Here is a 17,766-nt window from a genome sequence, read left to right as displayed (position 1 = left end):
TGTCTTCATGATGTTGAGCTGAAACCGGATTAACCTTTAACTGCGCCTGCCGTCATGCCGTTAACGAGCTGTTTTTGCAGGAGCAGGTAAAAAATAATGATCGGTATAAGCGCGATCGTCAACGCAGCCATTTGCAGCGTAAGGCTGGCTGTCTCAATGCCGACAAAGTTGGCGAGCCCAAGCGGCAATGTTTTCAGCGACGATGAACTGATCAAGACGAGTGCGAACAAGTACTCGTTCCAATTATAGATAAAGTTCAAGATCACGACGGTTGAAATCGCCGGACGCGTGATCGGTAATATGATCGACCAGAAAATCTTGAATACGCCCGCGCCGTCCATGACGCCCGACTCCTCCAAATCCTTTGGAAACCCTCTCATGAAACCCTCCAGGATAAAGATCGTCAAGGACAAATGGAACGCCGTGTATGGAAGAATCAGCGATAAGTGGGTATCCAGCAAATGCAGATTCCGCATGATCAAGAAAATCGGAATCAAGGTCGCATGAATCGGAACGACCATGCCCAGCAGAAATATCGCGTAAGTTGCACCGCGCAGCTTAAAATTGAACCTTGCCAAGAAGTACGCCGCAAGCGATCCAAGAAGGACCGTCACGACCAACGATACGACAGTTACGATGATGCTGTTAAGGAAGTAGGTATCCATATTCGCCACTTCCCATGCCTTCGCGTAATTGGAGAATTGCAGCTCGGTCGGTATGGAGAACGGGTTCGCCGCATATTCCTGCTCGGTTTTGAACGAATCTACGATCATCCAAAAGAAAGGGATTATATTAATAATAGCGAATATCCCCAAAAAAGTGTATGCCGATAAATGGAACCATTTCGTTTGTCTGTACATCTCCTCCCTCTCCCTTCTATTCCTTTTCTCTCGCCAATCGATTTACGATCGTGATGACGATAAGGCTAAACAGCAGAATCAATACGGACACTGCACTGCCGTAGCCGAATCTCATATTCATAAACGAGTTGTTGTACATATAGACGGTCATAACCTCCGTCGCATGTGCCGGTCCGCCGCCCGTCATGATCTGGATCAGATCGAACACGCGGAACGAATTGCTGATGCTGTAGACAACGGAGACGAGCAATGTTCCTCGGATCATCGGGATCGTAATCCGCATGATCCGGCTTAGTCCGGTCGCCCCGTCCAGGGCAGCCGCCTCATTGACTTCATCGGGGATATTCTGCAGCGCGGCCAATAGAATGATCATATATAAGCCGCAGTTTTGCCATATATAAGCGATGCTGATGGAGATCATGGACCAGAACGGATCCCCCAGCCAATTTTGCTGCCAGCTCTCAAGACCCAGAACGCCGAGCAGGTTATTCAGCATCCCGTATTCCGTGTTGTACACCATGCCCCAGATCAGGGATACCATCACCGATGAAATGACGACCGGCAGGAATCCGATCGTCCGGAAGAAGCTGGAGCCCTTGAGTCCTCGATTCAGCAGCAGGGCCAGCAGTAGGCCAAGCGGAATCTGACCCGCTATCCCGGTAAACATGATAATGATGTTGTTCTTAACGGACAGCCAAAAAATATCATCTTTGAAAATATCTACGAAATTGTCCAGCCCGATAAAACGCATGGGCGTGATTCCGTCCCAGTTCATTAATGAATAATAAACCGATAAGCCGATGGGAAATATGGCAATACATATATAGATAATGAGTGCTGGCGCCAAGCCCAAGAATATAGCCCATTTCGTATGCTTAAGCGTATGCATTGGCGTAACTCCTTTCTTTCTGCCTTTAATAAGAAAAACCCGCTGCCGGGTTTTTCTTTGTGCCATCATGATCTTGACTTAAGGAAGGAAATTCGCAACTTACTTCATGCTGTCGAAAGCTTCCTGAACCTCTTGGGCGAGCTCCTCCGGCGTCCCTCTGCCGATGGTCAGAGCCTGCAATCCGTTCTGCATGACGTCGGTAACTTGCGTCGGAATGACGCTGTCGAACACCGGTGCCGTTCCCTTGTTGGTCAACTCCAGCATCTCCTTGAGATACGGGCTCGCATCTTCAGGAATTTCAACGTTGGCCGGTACGACAACGCCTTTACTGATCAGATCTTTGTACAGGTCCTCATTGACAAAAAACTTAATGAATTCCTCGGCAGCCGCTTTCTTTTCATCGCTCAATCCTTTTTTAATGGAGATGCCGTACTGAACGACGCCCGCGCTTTTCACCGGATCGCCGGATCCGCCAGGGACGCTCGGGAAGAGCGCAATGCCGAATTTGTCCCCTTCCTCGTTGTTGATGCGGATTCTTCCGTCAACGGTAGAAGAAGAAATATGCATCGCTGCCTTGCCTTGAATGAAATAGTCCTGCCCTTGGACGGAATCCATGTTGTTCGCATCCGTATTGAATGCTCCCAGCTTGGACAGTTCGTCGATGACGGCAATCGCTTTCACGTATTCGGGATCGGTAAATTTGGCTTCCTTGTTCAAAATTTTCTGCAAGAAGTCACTGCCTACGTAACGGTCCCCGATAATCGACAAGAAGGACGATTGAAGCGGCCATTTCTCTTTGTTGCCCAAGGAGATCGGCGTAATGCCGGCTTCCTTCAGCTTTTTCACCGCATCGATGAATTCGTCGTAGGTAGCCGGAAATTGGTCATAACCGACCCCGGCGAACATCTCTTTATTGTAATAAATAATGTCCACGAAGGTTTGTTTGGTCGGCACGGCGAATTGACTGCCGTTCTGATTAAATCCGGCCAATGCGTCCTCCGGCAAAATATCCTTCCAGTTATCCATCAGGTCATCCAGCGGCATCAGCAGATCCCCGGCTACCAGAGGAGCCAGGTCGGCACCAGGCCATACGACGTTGATATCCGACAGATTGTTGGCGGCAGCCAACGTGCGCAGCTTCGTTTTATACTCCGTTGCAGCTACCCCGTCCTGCTTGATGATAATGTCGGGATGCTGTTTTTCGAACTCGGCGATCCGCTCTTTGTACACCTCGTTATCCACGTTCGGCGATGTCCATGGATGCATGATGTTCAAGGTAACCTTTTCCGGTTCGGCAGCGTCTTTCTCCCCGGAGCCGCAAGCGACGGTTGACATGAGCAGCAGCGCAGCTGTTCCGGTGAGAAGCATCGTTCTAAGCTTCTTAGACGTTTTCATTTGTTATACCCCTCTCTTTATACGTTACATATCATGTTCTTATATTTAACAATATAAGATATATTAATTATACAATCGGGTTAGCGATCCCAATATCCGCTAAAAAAACGATTTCATCTAATTTTTTTAAGTCATTTCGGACAAAACGGACTTCTTATTCATCATATTTCTCTCGGTAGCGTTAATTTTCATTACATTAAATTCGCGTTTTTCCATTTTAATGGTATCGCTTACATCTTAGGTTCTACAGAAAGCGTGGCAGTGAAACCAAATCATTTGCCACGCTCTGAAGCGTCTTTATTGCGGTTCGTTCAAAATATAATCCACTAAGTCATCCAACGGTACCGTCGCAAGGGCAATTGCCGTATCGGTTACGCCGTAATAGATATAGAGGAGATCGTCCTTGACCACATTGCCTGTCGGGAAAATGACGTTCGGGATCTGATAGCCGAATTTTTCATAATACGTCTCCGGCTCCATAATGAACCGGCGGGTTCTGGCGATGATTTTCTCGGGATTCTCCAGATCCAGCAGCAACGCCCCCACGCGATACACCGTATCTTGGTCTACGCCGTGGTAGAGCACCAGCCAGCCTTTGTCCGTCCGCACCGGAGGCGTCGAGCCGCCGATTTTTTTAAACTCCCAATCGTTGTTCTCGGCTTTTGCCAACAGCTTCGGCTCGTCCCAATGCACCAAGTCTTCGGAGTAGCTGATCCACATGGCCGCTTTTTCGGTTCCGTATTCCTCCCCTACATATTCTTCCGGTCTGCGAAGCAGCACATACTTGCCGTTGATTTTCTCCGGGAACAGAATGTTGTCGCGATCATTGATATCAAGCGGCGTTGTATCGCACAGGTACTCCCAATGAATGAGATCCTTCGAAGTCAGGATCCCGGAACGCGTCAGCCAATGGCCTTCCTCTTCGCCCCAGCCGTCCGGATATTCGGGAATCGAGCGTTCGGGGATGCCGGCTCCCGTCGGGTAATAGTTCATGGCGCACGGGCGCAAGGCATAGTTCAAATAAAAGGTGTCGTCGATCTTGACGATTCGCGGGTCCTGGATGCTGCCATAGGGGAATCCCAGCTGGTCCGGCGTTACCACCGGTTCGTCCAGCACATGGGTGAAATGCACGCCGTCCGTGCTTTCCAGCAAACCCAGGTAGTTCTTGCAGGGAGTCAGGGATCCTGCCGTCCGTTCAATCATATAGAATTTTCCGTTATCGATAATGACGGCCGGATTGAATACCGTCACCTTTCTCCAATCGTAGAGTCCAGGCACTACTATCGGATTTTCCGCATGCCGGGTGATTTTCATGGATAAGCCTCCTCGTGATTGCTATGTAAGTGTTATCAAGCTGCTTTCTTTAACTCATTATAAGAGGCTTGGTCCATTCATAATATCCTGTAAACTTTCAATATTATCCGAAATATTGTTATCTGTGATGCTTCGCAGCATAAAAAAAAAGCGGTTCAACATTGAACCGCTGGACTCATGTTTTTCGCATTAAGAGCACGAATGGTCCCCATCAATGCGTATTTTCCTGTAACATCGCTATGTATTCCTTTCTTTTCACTTCACGCTGCTGTTCATTCAAACGCGGGCAGGTATAACAGTAATCGCTTCCTTCCGTGCGGTAATAAAGACAGCAGGCCGTTTTCATCGGTGGCCGGTAGTCGGGGTCAACCAACGGCGGAAGCGGACGAATTTTCACTGCGAAGGGATTTTTCTTCCGAGCAAAAGCTGCCTCGGGGTCCAGCTCTTCACGTAAAAATCGATAATCCTCATGAAGACGGTTCTTTATCGCTTCGTTGTGCTGCTCCTCCAGCCATGTCTGATGTTCCCGATAGAATCGGGTTGGCCATTGCCCCCAGAGCTGTTGGATGTGGAGTCCGCTTGCCGCCGACAAGCTTTCCAATAGAGGTCTTGCTGTAGCGAAGTAAAATCTCTCCATGACGCTCTCTAACCAATCCCGTCGATCCACTTCGTTCTCAGGAGCTAATACAGCCTGCCAATGACTCATCTCTATGAAATAGCTCATTTTATGGTTGTTGGTCGTCCAATGAAGAGTCATATTCGGTATTGAAAAATCGGGTGCGATTTGCCAAACGGAAATGGCATATTGCAGAGCCAAGGCGATTTTGCTCAGCCAACCCGCGCAAAAAACAGCTGCGACTGCTCGATCCTCCCCACGAATAACGACATTGTATTCATCGAGAAACCGCTTCGCTTCCTCGTCTTGCAGCAGTAAGCGAAGCTCAATTGAATAACTGCCCGTCACGGCATCCGTCCGAATGCCGAACTTCTTTTGTAACTCGTCCAAGCACTTTGGTTCCATATCGTTTGTCCTCACTCTGTTCGTATTCAACCTTCAACGGATACCCGTACCGATGCAGCAAGTATGAAAGACCTTCCTACAAACAACAATCCAAACAGGGACGCTTAAAACTGCCCGATAATTCTACCCTTTCCCCTAGGGATACACAGCGGCGTGCCGAACAAGGGATCTGGTATGACCTTGCAATCCAATTGGAAGACGTCTTTAACAGTTTCCGGCGTCACGATTTCCTCAGGTGCTCCGAACGCATAAATATTCCCCTCGCTTACAGCCACCATGTAGTGTGCATAACGGCAAGCTAAATTCAGGTCATGCAGCACCATGACGATGGTGCGCTGATCCCGCTCATTCAGTTCATACAGCATATCCAATATCTCTACCTGATGGGACAGGTCCAGATATGTCGTCGGTTCGTCGAGCAGCAGCATACCGGTTCCTTGAGCCAGGGTCATGGCAATCCACGCTCGCTGCCTCTGGCCACCGGAGAGGGAGTCCACGGTCTGATCGGCAAAAGCTTCCACGCGGGTAGACTTTAATGCAACGTTCACCATCTCTTCATCAACTGGTGACCACTGCTTCAACCAGCTCTGATGCGGGTATCTTCCCTGGCGAACCAATTGACGGACAGTAAGGCCTTCCGGCGCCGATGGACCCTGAGGCAATATGGACAAGCTCTTGGCCACCTCTTTGGTCGACATCTGGGCAATTTGCCTGCCATCCAGCAAAACCGCGCCGGTGTCAGGCTTCTGCAATCGGGCAAGCGTGCGCAGTAAAGTCGATTTTCCGCACCCGTTTCCACCAATGAATACGGTTATTTTTCCTTCAGGAATCATCAGGTTCATATCCTTGATTACCGTCTTGGGCCCATACCCTACGGTCAGCTCTTTTACTTGCAGCGTTGTCAAAACGGCTTCCCTCCTTAGCTATATCTGATTGCGGTTCCTGAACAGTAAATAGATGAAGAACGGAGCTCCTATACCGGCCGTGAAGATACCTGCCGGAATATCCAGCGGATAGAACAGGGTACGGGCGATCAGATCGGCCATGAAGACGAGAAGCCCGCCGATCAGACCGGACACCAGCATCATTCCCCCATACAATCGGCCAACCAATCGCCGCGCGATATGCGGCGCGATCAAACCGATAAAACCGATCGCGCCCGCGACGGATACGGCAGTCCCCGCCAGAACTACGCTAATGAGGATGAGCAGGAATCGATGCCGCTGTACCTTGACGCCCAGACTGCTTGCAATATCATCGCCAAGCTCCTGGGCATTCAGGCTTCGGCTGAATGCCAGGGCAAGCAAAGTACCAAGCACAACAACCGGAACAATCGTATATACGTTTTGCCAGGAAGCCCCATAAACGCTTCCGGTAAGCCAAAGATATGCTTTGCCGGCCGATATGGCGGGGCTCATGACAATCATTAGCGTCGTTGCCGCTTTAGCGGCAGCGGATAAGCCGATTCCGATCAGCACCATACGAATCGGCGTAACTCCCTTTTTCCATGACAGGCCATACACTAGCAAGGAGATCAGAAGCGCTCCTGCAATGGAGGCTAACGGCAGGAGCTTGATACTTGCGACACCGCCGGCAAACGTAATGAAACTCACCGCGGCTACCGAAGCCCCGCCGGTAATGCCTATAATATCCGGCGATGCCAGCGGATTGCGAATGATCCCCTGCAGAATGGCACCGGCTACGCCAAGGGCCGCTCCGACGAACAAGGCGGTCAATACCCGCGGCAGCCGAAGCGTTAGCAGGATAAAATCGTGCTCTCCCGATCCCGTGCCGAATAAGGTTGAAAGGACGGCATTCGGCGATATGTAGGTATCTCCCCACCCTGTTCCCATGGCAATGGCCACGACAAAGGCCAATAAACCCAGTAGTATCCAGATCAAACTTATTGTCTCGAATTGTAGGTCCATGCTTCCCGTTCGACTTCGAATATGGGTATATCGTTTCACTTCCACGCCCCTCCCTTACGAGCGACATGAATGAAAAACGGAATTCCGATAGCCGCCGTCATTACGCCGATCGGAATTTCATTAGGCATAATCAACAGCCGTGCCGCTATATCCGCGATGATTAACAGCAGCCCCCCCAATACGGCAGAGAAGGGCAAAGCCCAACGGTAATCCCGTCCTGTCAAAGAGCGTGCCAAATGCGGAACGAACAGGCCGATAAAACCCACCGCGCCGACGATGGCTACCGAACCGCCGGCAAGAACGACGATCAGGACGCCGAGCATCAGTTTCACCTGCACGGTGTTTTGTCCGAGTCCTTTCGCAACGTCCTCCCCGGTCATAAGCAGGTTGACCGCCCGGCCCATGAACAGGGCTGCCACGCCCGCTGCCGCCATAAACGGGAACAGTGGCAGGACCTGATCAATCGAGCGGCCGCTCACGGAACCTGCCAGCCAAAACAACACATCCTGCAGCCCGTTTTCATTCATGACAAGAATAGCCTGCGTACCGGACGAGAATAAGGCGGTTATCGCTGAACCGGCTAGAACTAGCTTAATAGGAGTGAGCCCGTCGCGTCCCAACGAGCCCAGCCCGTAGACGATGAATGCGGACACCGTCGCACCTCCTACCGCGTATAAGGCCAAATGCAGCATCGGGCTGCTTGGATTGAGGAGCGTTGCCAGCACGACCAGCAGGATCGCGCCTGAGTTAATGCCGAAAACGTCCGGGGAGGCAAGCGGATTCCGGGTTAATGCTTGCATCATGGCCCCTGCCAAGGAGACCGCAGCCCCTACCGACAAAGCAATGACTGCCCGGGACAGACGCTCAGTCCGAATAATGAGATGGTCGACCTGTTCCGGATTATACTGGGTAAACGAAGATACGAGTGTAACCCAAGAATAATTCGTCCGCCCCAGCAGCAGGCTCGCAATGAACGCGCCGGCCATCAGAATGAATGCGCTGAGCAATAACAGGGCATTGCGCTTGTTCATTTGTCCAACTCAAACAAATCGTACAGACTATCGAGCATTAGGTGCGCCGACAGAATGCCTCCGGCCATATTCCAGGAGACTTCATCAACCATATAGACTTGGTTGTTCTTGACGGCATCCAGGTTTGCCCAGAGGGGATGGCTTGTCCAATCTTTGTAATACTTCTCTACCGCTGTCATATCGTCACCCGAGTTGAAATTGAAAATAACGTCAGCATTCATATCGGGTATGCTCTCCTTGGAAGTCAACTGAACGCCCCATACCTCCGCATCGTGTCCCTCAGGACGAGCGAATCCGAGTTCTTTCAGAATGCCTCCGGCATAACCCATGTAGAAGATTCTCGCATGATCCGTCCTGAAATTAGTGATGGTCGCTTCGATGGGGAGGCGATCCCCCATTTTCTGTTTAAAGTCGTCAACTCTGGAGTCCCATTCTGCCATAAGTTCTTTGGACTTATCTTCCCGATTCAGAACCTCACCCATCAAATTGACCGAGGCTTTCCAGTCGTATACTTCACCGATCATGACCGTGGGTGCAATCTGGCTGAGCTGATCATAGATGCCTTCATGTCTCGTTTTCGTTGCGAAGATAACGTCTGGCTTCAACTTGTAGATTTCTTCAAGATTTGGCTGAACCTCCGTGCCGAGCTGGGGAACGTCGTCTAACTCATCTCGCAAATATTCATACACCGGTTTTTGTAGCCAGGATTCGACAATGCCGACAGGCTTAACCCCATATGCGACCGCTGCATCGTTCGCTCCTTGATATAAGGTGATGATGCGAGTCGGGTTACCTTGAATTTTGGTCTCGCCCATCTCATGTTTTATGGTACGAACTTCCGATTCGTTGGCCGGAGTTATCGCTTCGCTCTGGCTGCCTATTGTTGGCGATCCGCTTTGTTGCGAAGCAGGTTCCTTCGATACACTTCCCTGATTTTGTCCACACCCCGATACTACGAGTACAATCACCAGCAACATGGCAAACAGCCACGGTTTTTTCCAAACTTGCATCTGTTTCTTCTCCCCCGTCATCTCTATGAATTAATAAGTCAATACCATTGATATTGATTCTCATTATTAATTATAAAAAAAGCCTAGGGCATGAACATAGGTAATTACGTCCACTCTTTGGACAAATCCGACACAAGCAAGTCATGCAGACGGTCCAGCAGCAGATCATGCGAATAGGCAGTATACATTGTATATAAATGCTGGCTCTCCAACAGTGAGTATACCTCCTGATTCCGCACCGCCCTTTTCGACTTCCATCTCGGGTCCCGATACCATTGATTCAAGGTCTGCCGAATGGCCGCTTTGGTTTGCTGCGAGCCGTCATTTCGAAAGCTGGTCAAAAAAATGATATCTGGATCGTAATCGAAAATGTCCTCATAAGCTATCTCGCGGTACAGAGGAATGGAGCCCAAGCCCGAGGGCGGCTTAAGCCCCAAATCGTCATAAACCACCGCACCTACGTTGCGCTGACCAAACAGACAGAGTATACCGTTGCCGAGACCGATGATCAGGGCTGTTTTTCCATCGACATACGGCTTGATGCTTGCGCGAACACTCAGGGATTTTGCCTGATACTTTTCAAGCCATAGCCCCGCCTCCTTGTCCTTCCCGGTTGCCGTGGCTATTTTACAAAACTGGGTACGCCAATCGTCATAGAAAGGAATGCTTATCGTTTGCGTGATATGCTCAAACATTTTTGCCTTGGCAGAGGTTTCCTCGTCATAGATATCGCATGTGAAAATGACATCGGGGTTCGTCGAGGCCAGCTTGTCCAGATCAGGTCGGAAATGACCAATTTCAATCGTATTATGTAACGCGATCGGATAATAGGAATTGACGATGGCAGCGTAAGGCTCAATTCCAAGCGCAAGCAAATGGCCGGTCAGATGGTGGTGAAGGGATACGATTTTATCCGCCTTTTTCATTTGCTTCACATACATGGACGGCGACATGCCCGTCATCATTCGGAATTTGCGGCTAAAATAAAATTCGTCCGCATAACCGATGCGCTGGGCGATCGTCCGAAACGAGTCCTTCGTTAATAATAGCTCTTGCTTTGCGTGGTTCAGCCTGACCGCCGATAAGTAAGACATCGGCGATTTTCCAAGCTGCCGCTTGAAAATTCTCGTGAAATAATCGCTGCTAAGACCTGCACGCTCTGCCAAATGCTCTCGGCTGATATTGCGATGATAGTGACGATGAATGTATTCAACGGTTTGCTTGACCACTCGTTCATGTTCGGTATGAGGTTTTTCGGCTGCATTCTCCATGATCATTATTAGCAGCTCTAGAAACATATGCTGGGCCTTCAGCTGATCCACACGTTCCCCACTCCACTTGGTTCTGATATCCAGCACGGATTGGTACAACGACGGGAAAGGACCCACCTCAACCTCGATAACTCGGCTTAAGCTTACAGGCGCATAACGATAAGCTTGCGTTTCTTCCAGCATGACAAACTCCAATGCCAAACTGCCCATCGATTCGGACTTATCCTCAATCCAAAGACCTGCCGGCAGCAAGATGACCTTATGAGGGCCGACATGATAAGGCTTCCGCTCAATTGTTATCTTCTGCTTATCAGAGAACACAAGAAGCATAAGGTGATTGTTGTTATCAACTTTCATACCGGGCGTATCTTCCGGAGACCGTGCATGGACAAGCTTGTACAGATAGCCATGCATTTCCGTTAACTCCTCGAACATATCAACTTCCCCCTTTGTTATTGAGAAACATTCTCATTATATTTTATGGGTGAAGGTATGACTTATCAATGCCAAGTTTTTATCCTTGAAGTGAAGCATCGCTGAATTCACTGCAAACCCACGGTACGAAAAAAAACCAACCGCTATACCGGGTTGGTTTTCCATCATAAAAGAGATTAACTATGCACCAGTGCTTTTAAGCTTAAACCTAGCGTTTCTGAAGTTGTATCTTGAATTTCTTCGAAGAGGGCCGGATTCTTCGAAAGCGACATCCCGTAAGAAGGAATCATTTCCTTGATTTTCGGTTCCCATTCCTTCATCTGCTGCGGGAAGCATTTCTGCAATACCTCAAGCATCACGTGAACGGCCGTCGAAGCCCCGGGCGAAGCACCGAGCAGGGCTGCGACCGAACCATCCGCGGCACTAACCACTTCGGTCCCGAACTGCAGCGTGCCCTTTCCGTTAGCCGTATCCTTAATGACTTGTACGCGTTGGCCCGCCACGACGATTTCCCAATCCTCGCTCTTCGCGTTCGGGATGAACTCGCGCAGCTCTTCCATGCGCTTCTCATTCGATAGCACCACCTGCTGGATCAGGTATCGGGTCAACGCCATTTCTTTAACCCCCGCCGCCAGCATCGTGAATACGTTATTCGGTTTGACGGAACCGATCAAATCGAAATTCGAACCCGTTTTTAGGAACTTCGGCGAGAAGCCGGCAAACGGACCGAAGAGCAGTGCTTTTTGGTTATCGATGTATCTTGTGTCCAGATGGGGCACCGACATCGGAGGTGCGCCGACCTTGGCTTTTCCGTATACCTTGGCATGATGCTGCGCAACGACTTCTTGATTCTTGCAGACCATGAACAGTCCGCTTACCGGGAACCCTCCGATATGCTTTGATTCGGGAATGCCGGTTTTTTGCAATAAATGCAGGCTGCCGCCTCCGCCGCCGATAAAGACGAACTTGGCCGTATGGAACTCGGTTCTGCCGTTATCGATATCCAACACTTTTACTTTCCACGAGCCATCGGGAGTACGCTTGATATCCTTCACGCTGTGCTTGTAGTTGACCTCCACGTCTTTGTTCTTCAGATGCTCAAACAGCATGCGCGTTAAAGCGCCAAAGTTAATGTCCGTCCCGGAATCGATTTTGGTTGCCGCTAACGGTTCGTTTGATGTGCGCCCTTCCATAATAAGCGGAATCCATTCCTTCAGCTGCTCGGGATCCTCGGAATATTCCATTCCTTGAAAGAGAGGATGATTTGACAGCGCTTCAAAACGTTTTTTCAAAAAGGCCACGTCTTTTTCGCCCTGAACCAAGCTCATATGAGGTATAGGCATGATAAAATCCTGCGGATTGCGAATCAGATTGCTACTTACCAGATAAGACCAGAACTGCCTTGAGACCTGGAACTGCTCGTTGATGTTGATCGCTTTGCTGATGTCTATAGATCCGTCAGGTTTTTCGGACGTATAGTTAAGCTCGCACAGTGCGGAATGGCCGGTCCCCGCATTATTCCATTCATTGGAGCTTTCTTCCCCCGCGCTTGCGAGTTTCTCGAACACTTTGATCTCCCATTCGGGCACTAGCTCCTTCAGTAAGGCTCCCAATGTCGCGCTCATGACGCCGGCACCAATCAAGATTACTTCTGTTTTTTTGTCCATGTTGCTCATTATACCCTTCCTTATCCCATATATTTGAAAAAAGAGTAGGCGTCCCTGCTAAAAATGTCGATAAAAAGCAAGGCGTCTTCTGAAAACACACCTTTTCTGTGTCAATAATCACCATATTATAGTCTATTATAAATATTGATAGATTAAAATATCTATTATTATCTAATCATTATAAACGATTTCAAGTAGTTAACAAAGTGAGAAGATCCTCCACAATATCCGACAACTGATAATCCGGCTAACGTCATAACAAAAAAAGCCGCGAGGATCGCGACTTTAAGCCGGTTTCGACATGGTTTTCCCGTGTTGCGGCTATTTCACGTTGCCGAGCAGCAGATTCGTCTGTATCTCCAATTGCTTTTCAAGCGAGATCAGGTCGCCTGCGGAGAACTGGTTGATATCCAGCGTGAAGATGCGGTTGTTTTTGTAAGCCGGAAGGGATTTCCACAGCGCGCTCTCCAATATCTCGTTGGCTCGTTCCCCGCCCCCGTCCGCATCGTAGACGGTCACGAACATGTAATCCGCGGCCATGTCCGGCAGCGATTCCAGCGAAATGTCCAAACCGGCGCCTCCGTTTACGACCTGCCCTTTCACGGCTTCAGGCGGCTGATAGCCGAGACCGGAATAGAGATTACGGGTTCCGCGGCCAAAGCTTTCTCCCACAACCCAGAAGTTTTTCGCCCAAATCTCGTAAACGCCAACGGTTTCTCCTTCCTTGACCACGCCGTTCAGCTTGGTTTTGGCCTCCGCCAGCTTCTCCTCGTAATGCCGGATTGCCTCCTCGGCTTCCTCCGATTTCCCGAGAAAATCGCCGAATTCCCGCAGCTCTGCATACAAATCCTTAGCTCCCCATGGAATGACAATCGTCGGTGCGATTTTGGCGAATTGTTCATAATTCTTGTCCGAAGGCCGAATAATAAGGTCGGGATCAAGGGACACGATTTTCTCAAGCGCCGCTTGATCATCGCCGATATCCTCGATTCCGTCCGTCAGGTCCTGCAAAAAATATTGATTCAAGCTGGCCGTACCTGCCCCGACCGGCTTAACGCCCAAGGTCAACAAATGGGCCAGGTATTGCGTCGCAACGATTCGCTTCGGTTCCTTAGGAATCTCGATCTCTCCCATAACCGTATCGAATTTGCGTGTTGCTTCTGTTTGTTGACCCGCTTGGTTCACCACCTTCTCGCTTTGCTGTCCAGAATCCCCGCATGCTCCCAATACGATGACCAAACTTCCGATCAGAGCCAGTTTCCAACCTTTAAGCCACTGCATCCATTAAACCCTCCACCTATTGATAATGATTATCATTATTATATTAATAGGGAGAAGGCTCGTCTATTGCGCTCCGTTTGCGGTTCTATGGACATTTGTAAGAAGTTCGGTTTGGATGCTTAATTGCTGCTCTAACGCTATCGGATCATTATGCTTAAACAGCTCCAGATCGAGTAAGAACACTTTGCCGTTGCGAACGGCGGGCAGGCTCCTCCATTCCTTGCTGTTCATAACCCGTTTTGCATATGCTGCACCTCCACCCGCTTCCCACACGGTTACGAATATATAATCCGCCGCATGCGCGGCAAGCATATCCGGCGTTAATTCCAAGCCGATTCCTTCTCCCAGGACGTAATCAGTCAGCGGCTCCGGCGGCCGAAAGGAAAAGGTCCGGTATAAATTGCGAAGGCCTCTGCCATAGGCGATATTGACCGCCCATAACCGGTCCTGCCAAAACTCCAGTACAACTGCCGTCGCGTTATGAGTACTGATTCTGTTGGCGACCATAGAGGCTGCAGCTTCCTCTTTCGCCCGAAACGCAGTAATCCACTTCTCCGCCTCCCGCTCGCGATTCAGCGCTCTGCCCAACCGGAGCAGCTCGTCTAAGGAGTCTTCCTGCCCCCATGGAATCGAGATCGTTGTTGCGAGCCGGGACAAAGGCTGGCTGTTGGGTCCGGACGTAACGATCAGATCAGGCTGCACGGAGGCAATCGCACGGTGCGATTTGGCATCTCCGATATCCGCTACATGCTTAAGCATTCCCCTGAAGGGGCGGGCGCGCAGCAGATTCGATGACGTTCCCACGGGCGTAAGTCCGAGAGCCAGCAGGTGGCCCAGGTATTGAAGCGCCACAATACGCTTTGGCCGCTGCATATAATCGCGTGGAGAGTGGCCGAAATGCTGCTTGAATTTCCGGCTTAAATACATGCCGTCTTGGTATCCGACCTCCCGTGCAATGCGGTCGAGATTGCGATCGTCGCCATCAAGCAATGCCTCTCTGGCTTTCTCGAGTCGCAGCCGGGTTAAATACTCCGTGAAACCGGAGCCCGTTGCTTTTTTGAACGATACGGAAAAGTGCTCCGGCGTAAATCCAGCCCTCTTTGCCATGTCGTTGCGCGTTAAGGCTATGTGATAATGCTTCTCCATATATTCAACTGCAAGTCTCATACGCTCAAGCCAATCCTCTTCCCGATTCTTATCGTTCGTTGATCGCAGCAGCGCACTCAACAACTGTTTGAATACTGCGTCGATGCAAAGACGAGCTGCAAGTCCTCCGCCTCCTGCTTGATCTTGCATTCGTTGGCTTAGTTCTTGAATCAGGACAAGAGCTTCGTGCGTTGCGGCGAAGGGAAGCTTGCCGGTGTCCATCAGTGCAGACAAATTCTTGATGTATACCCTGTTGCACGTGGTGCTCTCCTTGAGATCCCATACTTCATAACGCAATTCGTAAACCTCCAGCGGCACCGGGGAAGACGGCGTCCGTTGAATGTCGACGATCGAACCCGGCGGACAATAACAGACAGCCTTCGCCTTCAGTCGGTGCTTTCCTCCGTTCAAATATAAGTCGCCGGAGCCTTTATGGATCAGGTATAGGGTATGCGTCTCCATGAAACCCCCGACTGGCTCTTCGGCGTGACCTTGCTTTATGTACCGTACTCCCAACAGCGAATATTGCGTTTCTTCCATGCTGGCGCTCCTTCTGACGAACTCCTGTTTTAACCTATTATAATCTCATTGATAATCATTCTCAATAAAATAGTGTGTTTAGCTCTAGCTGAATTCTCTCTTATAACTGATGAAATCAGAAAAAATAAAAGCGCCATTTCCTTGTGGACTTGGCGCTTTTATGGATTTAGTGAGGGGCCATTTTGCCGGGCATTTGCGACTGGATCGGAGCCGTGGCGTAGCTGTTCTGCATATACTGCATATCTTGCTGAGGCAGCTGCGGCACTTGATAGTAGCCGTGCTTGTTTTGATACAGCGAAATTTCATACGCCATTTCGATGCAGTTGGGAAGGGAATCCGCTAGGACGCGGCGCACAACCGGATTCGTGGATTCCATCGCTGCATTCGTTTTCATGGTAGCGCCGGATTTCACGGCGTTCAGCATGCTGAGCGCGATGGTTTCATCATTGATCTCGGCAGTGGACTGCATCGGTTTTTTCGGTTGACCCGGTTTCATGCCGTAGATAAAGTCGTTCCCCTGCTTCATTTTATAGCTTTGCGTCGACTTGGATGGATCTTGTCCTGTTTTGAAGCATTCTAAGGTGATATTATATTCATCCGCCATAAATTGCTTTTGGCGCTGCAAGATATCCCGAAGCTCCGGATCCTGCACATGTCCGCTCAGCATGGTATACGTGTTCATCGTATTGATGGCTCCTGCCAGTACCTCGTGTACATCGAACATTTCATGACCGCCATGGTTCAATTGCGGTGGAATCATGCCGGTTTCCATGTTCTGATGATTTTGCTGTTGTTCGAATTGCATTCATGTACCTCCTATGGGTTTTTCGATTTTTATGCAGCTATAAATCCACGATGGTGGCGCTGCGAACGGATTGCATTTGCAGTCCAGGTTTATTGTTCATTACATGAATCAAAAGTATTCAGGCAGACGACTTATTTCTGATCCATATCGTCAAGAGCAGCATGAACGGCAGGGCAACCTGGAAAACCGGGGTTACATAAGTCAGGACAATCTTCACGCCTAGCCATAAATGATGCGGGTAATTAGGTGACAGGAAGGCAAGCATATACAAGCATACCCCTAACAGAACGGTAACTATTTTATAAGGCACTCCCGTAATTTTAGTAAGTCCGATCACAGCCCCCACATAAAAAGCCGTCATTTTCGCTCCCAACCCGAGAAATAGGACGAGAACGAATAAAACGTCTATGCGCTCAAACACTTCGGCAATTTCAATGAGCTGCACGACTTGCAGCAGCGGAAGCGTACTATTGGCCGCCAGCGTCGGTCCCAAAACTACATGATATCCATCGGGCTTGCTGTCTTCATGGTTTCCTACAAGCTTCTGAGAGAGAAAGAAAGCCCCTTCGTTACGGCCCTGTCCAGTTATCCGTTAACCTTCTTTCCCCATGTATTCAATGGTGCGATCATCATGGCCGGATTCTCGACGATGAGCGTCTCCTTGTTTGCCGTGGTGAATTTGCTTGTAACGATGGCCAAGGATGGCGATGCTCCGAGTATCTTTACCAAGAAAATGGAAAAGTTCCGAAAGCTGCCCCTCCCCTCCTTGGTGCTTGCAGCGGTCGGTTTGAGCGCTTCGATCGTCACCGCGCTTCTATTGCCAGGAAAAATATACGAATATATCACAACCGCAGCCGGCATACTGCAGATGTATAATTGGTCGTTCATTATCATCTCGGCCTATAAAATTTTGAAAGTAAAGATCCAGGACCTGGTTTTGGGGGGTATCGGCATCGTTCTTCTGTTGGGCGCCGTAACCGGTACGATCATGGAAAAAAAGCATCCGGCCCGGTTTTTTCGTCAGTTTGATTTTGGCTGCGCTAGTGGCTGTCGTGACGCTGATCATGGTAAAGGTATGGAACAGGATGCAGACAAACACCATCAACAATTAAAAAAAGAAAGGGCATCTTGGGACTGACCCCCGTTTGCGAGACGTGGATCAAAACACCTTGC

At 49.7% G+C, this 17,766-nt stretch carries 16 protein-coding genes; 1 reads left to right on the top strand and 15 read right to left on the bottom strand.

Going from position 1 to position 17,766, the window contains the following annotated elements; genetic code table 11:
• Positions 1-29 precede the first annotated feature (29 nt).
• The 15 genes from MHH82_RS14560 to MHH82_RS14490 form a co-directional block, all read right to left on the bottom strand.
• Complete coding sequence (locus MHH82_RS14560) at positions 30-860, bottom strand: carbohydrate ABC transporter permease (RefSeq protein WP_009592052.1); 831 nt, start codon at positions 858-860, stop codon at positions 30-32.
• 16 nt (positions 861-876) lie between these two features.
• Positions 877-1,749: a carbohydrate ABC transporter permease gene (locus tag MHH82_RS14555; protein ID WP_015735068.1), complete on the bottom strand. Its 873-nt coding sequence runs from the start codon at positions 1,747-1,749 to the stop codon at positions 877-879.
• A 99-nt stretch (positions 1,750-1,848) separates the two neighbouring features.
• Positions 1,849-3,144 carry an extracellular solute-binding protein gene (locus MHH82_RS14550; RefSeq protein ID WP_015735067.1) on the bottom strand — a complete coding sequence of 432 codons (1,296 nt, stop codon included), beginning with the start codon at positions 3,142-3,144 and terminating at the stop codon, positions 1,849-1,851.
• Positions 3,145-3,441: 297 nt separating this feature from the next.
• On the bottom strand, positions 3,442-4,458 hold the full coding sequence (locus MHH82_RS14545) for a glycoside hydrolase family 130 protein (RefSeq protein ID WP_015735066.1): 1,017 nt from the start codon (positions 4,456-4,458) through the stop codon (positions 3,442-3,444).
• A 211-nt stretch (positions 4,459-4,669) separates the two neighbouring features.
• Positions 4,670-5,464 carry a (2Fe-2S)-binding protein gene (locus tag MHH82_RS14540; protein ID WP_186326415.1) on the bottom strand — a complete coding sequence of 265 codons (795 nt, stop codon included), beginning with the start codon at positions 5,462-5,464 and terminating at the stop codon, positions 4,670-4,672.
• Positions 5,465-5,583: 119 nt separating this feature from the next.
• Entirely contained in the window at positions 5,584-6,384 is an 801-nt protein-coding gene (locus tag MHH82_RS14535) for an ABC transporter ATP-binding protein (protein ID WP_015735064.1), read from the bottom strand.
• An 18-nt stretch (positions 6,385-6,402) separates the two neighbouring features.
• Entirely contained in the window at positions 6,403-7,446 is a 1,044-nt protein-coding gene (locus MHH82_RS14530; RefSeq protein WP_015735063.1) for a FecCD family ABC transporter permease, read from the bottom strand.
• Positions 7,443-8,438, bottom strand: a complete 996-nt coding sequence (locus tag MHH82_RS14525; protein ID WP_015735062.1) for a FecCD family ABC transporter permease — start codon at positions 8,436-8,438, stop codon at positions 7,443-7,445. The genes MHH82_RS14530 and MHH82_RS14525 overlap by 4 nt, the downstream gene beginning before the upstream one ends.
• On the bottom strand, positions 8,435-9,448 hold the full coding sequence (locus MHH82_RS14520) for an ABC transporter substrate-binding protein (RefSeq protein WP_340966389.1): 1,014 nt from the start codon (positions 9,446-9,448) through the stop codon (positions 8,435-8,437). Before MHH82_RS14520 ends, MHH82_RS14525 begins: the two co-directional genes overlap by 4 nt.
• Positions 9,449-9,552: 104 nt before the next feature.
• Positions 9,553-11,154: a helix-turn-helix domain-containing protein gene (locus MHH82_RS14515; protein ID WP_340966388.1), complete on the bottom strand. Its 1,602-nt coding sequence runs from the start codon at positions 11,152-11,154 to the stop codon at positions 9,553-9,555.
• A gap of 176 nt (positions 11,155-11,330) precedes the next feature.
• Positions 11,331-12,830: a malate:quinone oxidoreductase gene (locus tag MHH82_RS14510; protein WP_340966387.1), complete on the bottom strand. Its 1,500-nt coding sequence runs from the start codon at positions 12,828-12,830 to the stop codon at positions 11,331-11,333.
• A gap of 312 nt (positions 12,831-13,142) precedes the next feature.
• The gene (locus MHH82_RS14505) at positions 13,143-14,102 is read right to left on the bottom strand and encodes an ABC transporter substrate-binding protein (protein WP_340966386.1); all 960 of its coding nucleotides are present in this window, start codon (positions 14,100-14,102) and stop codon (positions 13,143-13,145) included.
• A 63-nt stretch (positions 14,103-14,165) separates the two neighbouring features.
• Positions 14,166-15,788 carry a helix-turn-helix domain-containing protein gene (locus tag MHH82_RS14500; protein WP_340966385.1) on the bottom strand — a complete coding sequence of 541 codons (1,623 nt, stop codon included), beginning with the start codon at positions 15,786-15,788 and terminating at the stop codon, positions 14,166-14,168.
• 166 nt (positions 15,789-15,954) lie between these two features.
• The gene (locus MHH82_RS14495) at positions 15,955-16,593 is read right to left on the bottom strand and encodes a spore coat protein (RefSeq protein ID WP_015735056.1); all 639 of its coding nucleotides are present in this window, start codon (positions 16,591-16,593) and stop codon (positions 15,955-15,957) included.
• Positions 16,594-16,711: 118 nt separating this feature from the next.
• On the bottom strand, positions 16,712-17,086 hold the full coding sequence (locus MHH82_RS14490; protein ID WP_340966383.1) for a GerAB/ArcD/ProY family transporter: 375 nt from the start codon (positions 17,084-17,086) through the stop codon (positions 16,712-16,714).
• Positions 17,087-17,092: 6 nt separating this feature from the next.
• On the opposite strand from MHH82_RS14490, the gene MHH82_RS14485 reads away from it, so the two are divergent.
• A complete protein-coding gene (locus MHH82_RS14485) occupies positions 17,093-17,731 on the top strand; it encodes a hypothetical protein (RefSeq protein WP_340966382.1) in 639 nt (212 codons plus the stop codon).
• Positions 17,732-17,766 lie beyond the last annotated feature (35 nt).

The sequence above is a fragment of the Bacillus sp. FSL K6-6540 genome (assembly GCF_038007545.1).
Note: the sequence above shows the minus strand (reverse complement) of the source record. Positions and strands in the feature narration are given on the sequence as shown.